The organism is Allosphingosinicella sp., from assembly GCF_036387215.1.
Classification (GTDB): Bacteria; Pseudomonadota; Alphaproteobacteria; order Sphingomonadales; family Sphingomonadaceae; genus Allosphingosinicella.
The window spans coordinates 1-5,316 of sequence record NZ_DASVUE010000320.1 but is presented as its reverse complement, the minus strand read 5'-3'; the positions used below and the strand labels follow the sequence as shown (position 1 = coordinate 5,316).

6 protein-coding genes are annotated in these 5,316 nt (G+C 67.0%); 4 read left to right on the top strand and 2 right to left on the bottom strand.

Annotation, left to right across the window (positions count from 1 at the left end):
• The 4 genes from VF662_RS13015 to VF662_RS13000 form a co-directional block, all read left to right on the top strand.
• On the top strand, positions 1 to 323 hold a 323-nt coding region (locus VF662_RS13015; protein ID WP_464141933.1), incomplete at its 5' end, for a hypothetical protein.
• Entirely contained in the window at positions 320 to 637 is a 318-nt protein-coding gene (locus VF662_RS13010) for a transcriptional regulator (RefSeq protein ID WP_464141930.1), read from the top strand. The genes VF662_RS13015 and VF662_RS13010, both read left to right, overlap by 4 nt.
• Before the next feature lie 70 nt (positions 638 to 707).
• Positions 708 to 1,952 (top strand): putative DNA modification/repair radical SAM protein, encoded by a 1,245-nt coding sequence (locus VF662_RS13005; RefSeq protein WP_464141927.1) that lies wholly within the window; start codon positions 708 to 710, stop codon positions 1,950 to 1,952.
• A gap of 6 nt (positions 1,953 to 1,958) precedes the next feature.
• Positions 1,959 to 3,347: a UdgX family uracil-DNA binding protein gene (locus VF662_RS13000; protein WP_464141924.1), complete on the top strand. Its 1,389-nt coding sequence runs from the start codon at positions 1,959 to 1,961 to the stop codon at positions 3,345 to 3,347.
• 3 nt (positions 3,348 to 3,350) lie between these two features.
• Here VF662_RS13000 and VF662_RS12995 read toward each other — a convergent pair whose 3' ends face one another.
• Both VF662_RS12995 and VF662_RS12990 read right to left on the bottom strand, forming a co-directional pair.
• Positions 3,351 to 3,695, bottom strand: coding sequence for a UrcA family protein (locus VF662_RS12995; protein WP_464141921.1), 345 nt, complete (start codon positions 3,693 to 3,695; stop codon positions 3,351 to 3,353).
• Positions 3,696 to 3,723: 28 nt separating this feature from the next.
• The gene (locus VF662_RS12990) at positions 3,724 to 5,139 is read right to left on the bottom strand and encodes a hypothetical protein (RefSeq protein ID WP_464141918.1); all 1,416 of its coding nucleotides are present in this window, start codon (positions 5,137 to 5,139) and stop codon (positions 3,724 to 3,726) included.
• Positions 5,140 to 5,316: the final 177 nt, after the last annotated feature.

Here is a 5,316-nt window from a genome sequence, read left to right as displayed (position 1 = left end):
TGGTGTTGCTTTCCAGCCTGCCGCGCTGGTGGTTCGGGATCGGCCTGTTGGCCTTCCTCGCCGGCACCTGGGCCATGAACCGCTGGCAGATGCAAGCCACCAGCCGGTGGATCAACGGCTTTCGCTATGGCCGCACCCTGTGGGTCGCTGCCTTGATGCTGATCGTGATCATCGGGCTCGTGCTTGCCTCGAACGAGAAGATGATGCCCACCTTCGCGCTGTTCACGCCGCTGCAGGGGGCGCTGATCGCCTTCATCGCCGTCACCTTCCTCGATTGGCTCTGGGTGAAGGCGTACGACGCCGAGATGCGGAGCGGCCGGTGAGCGCCGCGGGGTTCGATCCCATCATCCATGCTCCGATCAGGCTTCAGGCCTGCGCGATCCTTGCTTCGGCGGACAAGGTCGAGTTCGGCTTGCTTCGCGATGCGATCGAGGTCAGCGATTCGGTCCTTTCCAAGCATTTGAAGCAGCTTGAGGAGGCAGGCTTTATCAGCCTGCACAAAGCGGCGAGTGCCGGGCGCGTCAGGACCTGGGTTTCGCTCACGCCGGTGGGGCACAAGGCCTTCTCGGCGCACGTGACGGAGCTCGAAAGGCTGGTGAGGAGCAGCGCCGCTCCCGCGGCCGTGGCGGGAGAATAGCTGCTCCCCCATCGCCTTACCTCATTTCGGCCATCTGGACAGCGGCGGCATGCGAACATAAATAGAACGCATGGCCCAGCTCGACACCCGCGAGAAGCTGGCGATCCTTGCCGACGCCGCCAAATATGATGCCTCCTGCGCCTCCTCCGGCACGGCGAAACGCGACAGCTCCGGCGGCAAGGGCATCGGCTCGACCGAGGGCATGGGCATCTGCCATGCCTATGCCCCCGACGGGCGCTGCATCTCGCTTTTGAAGATCCTGCTCACCAACAGCTGCATCTTCGACTGCCATTATTGCATCAACCGCAAGAGCTCGAACGTGCGCCGCGCGCGCTTCACGGCCGAGGAGGTCGTCCGGCTCACGCTCGCTTTCTACAAGCGCAACTATATCGAAGGGCTGTTCCTCTCCTCCGGCATCATCCGCTCGTCCAACTACACGATGGAGCAGATCGTCGAGGTGGCCCGGTCGCTTCGGGAGGATTATGATTTCCGCGGATACATCCACCTCAAGACCATTCCGGACGCCGATCCGGAGCTGGTCCACAAGGCGGGGCTCTACGCCGACCGCGTCTCGATCAACGTCGAGCTTCCGACGGAGCGGGGCCTGAAGCGGCTTGCGCCGGAGAAGGACGGCGCCCGGATTGAAGGCGCGATGAAGGGCATGAAGGGCGCGATCGAGGAGGGTAAGGATGCCAAGCAGCGCTTCAAGTCCGCCCCCAGCTATGCGCCCGCGGGCCAATCGACGCAGATGATCGTCGGCGCCGACAGCGCGAACGATGGCGAGATCATCCAGAAGGCGAGCCTGCTCTACGACCGGTTCGCGCTCCGCCGCGTCTATTATTCGGCCTTCTCGCCCATTCCGGACGCAAGCGCCGTGCTCCCGCTCCAGCGGCCGCCTTTGATGCGCGAGCACCGGCTCTACCAGTCGGACTGGCTGATGCGCTTCTACGGGTTCAAGCCGGCTGAGGTGGTGGAGGCCGCGGACGAAACCGGGATGCTCCCGCTCGACATCGATCCGAAGCTTGCCTGGGCGCTCAAGTTCCGCGAGCATTTCCCGGTCGATATCAATCGTGCGCCCAAGGAGATGCTGCTCCGCATCCCGGGGCTCGGCGTAAAGGCCGTCACTCGAATCCTCGCCTCCCGCCGCTGGCGTCGGCTCGGGCTGGACGACGTCGCCCGCCTCACCGTCTCGGTGGCGAAGGTGCGCCCGTTCATCACCGCGGAAGGCTGGCGCCCCACCCTCCTCACTGACCGGGCCGATCTCCGCCAGCGGCTGAAGCCGAAAACGGAACAGCTGGAGCTGTTCGCCGCTTGAGTGGCCATGCGCGCCGTCACGCTCGCTCATGAAGACGATTTCGAAGGCTGGCGCGACGCAGCCCGCTCCCTCGCTTTGCTCGGAACGCCCGCTTCGGAAATAAGCTGGCAGGTTGGAGACGGCGTGGCCGACCTGTTCGGCGCCGGCGCCGCTGCCCCTCCCCCGGCCGACGGACCAGCCTTTTCGGTGCCGCGCCCGTTCGTCGATCTCGCCCGCTCCGTCATCTGCCACAACGACCCCGAGCGCTTCTCCCTGCTCTACGCCTTGCTCCTCCGGATCCGCGAGCAGCCGCGGGCGATGGAGGACGCCGCCGATCCGCTCGTCCAGCGCCTCCAGCGGATGGCGAAGGAGGTTCGGCGCGACATGCACAAGATGCACGCCTTCGTCCGCTTCCGCGAGGTGGAGGCGGAGGGGACCGTCCGCTACGTCGCCTGGTTCGAGCCCGAGCATCATATCGTCCGCTCCAACGCCGGCTTCTTCGTACGGCGCTTCGCCAGCATGAACTGGTCGATCCTGACGCCGGAGCTGTCGATCCACTGGGACGGGGAGACGCTAACCGAAAGCCCGGCCGCTGTGCGCGCCGATGCCCCTGACGGCGATCCAGTCGAGGAGACGTGGAAGACCTATTATTCCTCGATCTTCAACCCGGCGCGCCTCAAGGTCAAAGCCATGACCAAGGAGATGCCGAAGAAATATTGGAAAAACATGCCTGAGACGGCGTTGGTGGGGGAGCTCATTCAAGGCGCTCAGGCGCGCGAGGCGCGGATGGTGGAGACCTCCAGGGGACAAATCGGCGACAACGCGCTGGCGGCGTGGGAGGCGGTGCGGGCCGAGGCGATGGGCTGCACCCGCTGCCACCTCTACAAATGCGGCACCCAGACCGTCTTCGGCGAAGGTCCTCTCGATGCGCGGATCATGTTCGTCGGCGAGCAGCCGGGCGACCAGGAGGATCTTGCCGGCAGGCCCTTCGTCGGCCCCGCGGGGCAGCTTTTCGACCGCGCCCTGGCTGACGCTGGTGTGAACCGTGTGTCAACTTACGTCACCAACGCGGTCAAGCATTTCAAGTTCGAGCGCCGCGGCAAGCGCCGGATTCACTCGAAGCCCGAAGGGCCGGAGATCGAGGCCTGCCGCTGGTGGATCGAGCAGGAGCGGATCCTGATCCGCCCTCCGATCACCGTCGCCCTCGGCGCCACCGCAGCCCGCTCCCTCTTCGGCAAGGCGGTCACGATCGGATCGATGCGCGGGCGGGCGCACGCGGTGCCGGACGGCGGCGAAGCCTGGGTCACCGTCCACCCAAGCTTCCTCCTTCGCGTCCGCGACAACCGCGAGCAGGAATATGCCCGCTTCGTCGAAGACCTCGCCGCGATCGGCGAGCGCGCGAAGGCGCTCGCCTGAGCCTCAGCGGGCGGCGATCTCGCGCGCAGGTGCCGATCGGGCCATCCGCTCGATCTCCTTTTCCGCCTGGAGCACGGCCGCCCGGCGGCAAGCCTCCGCGTTGAGCGTAACGCCAAGCGGACTGTCGCCGTCTCCTTCGCAGAGCCTCCGGGCCTCGCGCCGGGTGAGGCTTCGGGCGAGTGCACTGCCGTCAGGGCTGGAAAGGTCGATCCCGCTCAGGCTCAAGCGGCCGGTCACCGTCTCGATCGTGCCGCCGTACAGCCAGGCGCGGCTTCGGGTCTGAGCCCCCGCGGGCGCGGTGAGCATTGCAGCCGCAGCCAGGGTTCCAATCACAAATTGCTGTCTCATCTGAAGTCTCCTGCTTGAAAAGAGGGGATCACCACTCGGTCTGGAAGCCTGCCCGCGCTCCGACCTTGCCGCTGTTGAAGCCGACGCCGACGCCGGCCGAGAAAGCCGTCGTCGCGCCGACACGCGCGGAAAAGGCGGCGGTGCCCGCCATCCGGCTGCCGAACATCCCAACCCCGCCCGACAGCGCGAAGCTGGAGCCCGGCGAAAGGCTCGGGCTGTCCATCGCAAGCGCCATCGCCACGCCTTCGTTGGCGCGCTGGATGCCTTTCCGGTTGACGTCGGCGAGGTTGAACAATTCGCCGAGCTGGGCCTGCATTGCGCTTCCCGCCGCCTGCAGCGCCGCGATCTGGGTCGTCTGCGTCCCCGACGAGGCTTGGAGCGCGGCGATGGCCGGGATGATCGTGCCGTTGCTGCCGAGCGTTCCGTTCGCATCCACCGTAGCCACGCTCACGGTGCCGGTTTGAGCGGCGGTGCTCGCGGCGATGTCGCCCACCCGCACCGAGCTTCCGGTCGCCCCCAGCGCGACCTGGTTTGCAGCTGTGGTTGCCGCACGCTGCCCGACCGCGGTCGAGCCGGCGAAGGTTGCCGATGCGGTGGATCCCAAGGCCGTTGCGTTCAGCCCGCTGGCCTGCGCCCGCACGCCGGCGGCGAGCGAACCGATGCCGCTTGCGACCGTGTTGTGGCCGACCGCCGAAGCCGCCGGCGCGGTCGCCTGGGCACCTTGCCCCAGAGCCATCGCCGCCGGCCCGGTCGCCAGGCTGACGTCACCAAGCGCAACCGCGCCCACGCCCGTCGACTCCGCAAACGAGCCGACGGCAACGCCGCGCTCCGCCGTTGCGGTCGAGAAGGCGCCGATCGAAGTGGAGTATAGACCCGTTGCGGCCGCGGGTCCGCCAAGCGCGGTTCCGAACTCCCCTTCGACATTCTGCGATGCTTGCAGGCTCCCAATGATCGAGCCCTGGAAAATGCTGACCGGGGCGCCGGACACCGTGCCGAGACGCAGCGGGCCGCTGGAGGTCAGGGTCCCGCTCGCTCCCGTGAAGCGGCCGGTGCCGCCGGCGATGACCAGGTTCTCGACCGCGGCGAAGGTGCCGGGCGTCGAGGTGGCGGCGGCATTGCCCGAATAGGTGCCGAAGATCGTGTCGCCGGCGCGAAACGTGTAGGTGAACCGCCCGTCGGCGAGCGGCGTCGGCGGCTGCCCCGTCACGCAGAAGCTCTGGGTCGACGTGAAGGTGCCGAGGTTTGACGTCCCGGTCGAGGATATGTTGCCCGGTGCGACGTTCACCGTGTTGGCATATTGCGGCACGCAACGGCCGCCCGGGGGCGTCGCCGGCGAGACATTCTCCCGCGTCCCGTTGAATTCGAAGCTCTGCGCGGAAAGGGGCGACACCCCCGCGAGAGCGGCTGCCAGGATGACGGCCGAAACCGCATATTTGTCGATCATCTGAACCTCCTAGGCTGATGGCCCGGGAAGGTTGGACGAGGCGGACGCGTGGGGCGACAACGCCGCGCTGATGAATTGCTGATGGACCTGACGGAGGTCTGATTTTTCCCCTCGCAGCGGCCCTTAAAGCCCGCCAGGTGCCCGATTCAGCCCCTGCGATAGTCCGGCGGGATGCGT

What these genes read in the sequence shown, in the direction of transcription:
- VF662_RS13005 (WP_464141927.1), top strand. Translation starts at nt 708, where the DNA reads ATGGCCCAGCTCGACACCCGCGAGAAGCTGGCGATCCTTGCCGACGCC.
- VF662_RS13000 (WP_464141924.1), top strand. Translation starts at nt 1,959, where the DNA reads ATGCGCGCCGTCACGCTCGCTCATGAAGACGATTTCGAAGGCTGGCGC.
- VF662_RS12995 (WP_464141921.1), bottom strand. Translation starts at nt 3,695, where the DNA reads ATGAGACAGCAATTTGTGATTGGAACCCTGGCTGCGGCTGCAATGCTC.
- VF662_RS12990 (WP_464141918.1), bottom strand. Translation starts at nt 5,139, where the DNA reads ATGATCGACAAATATGCGGTTTCGGCCGTCATCCTGGCAGCCGCTCTC.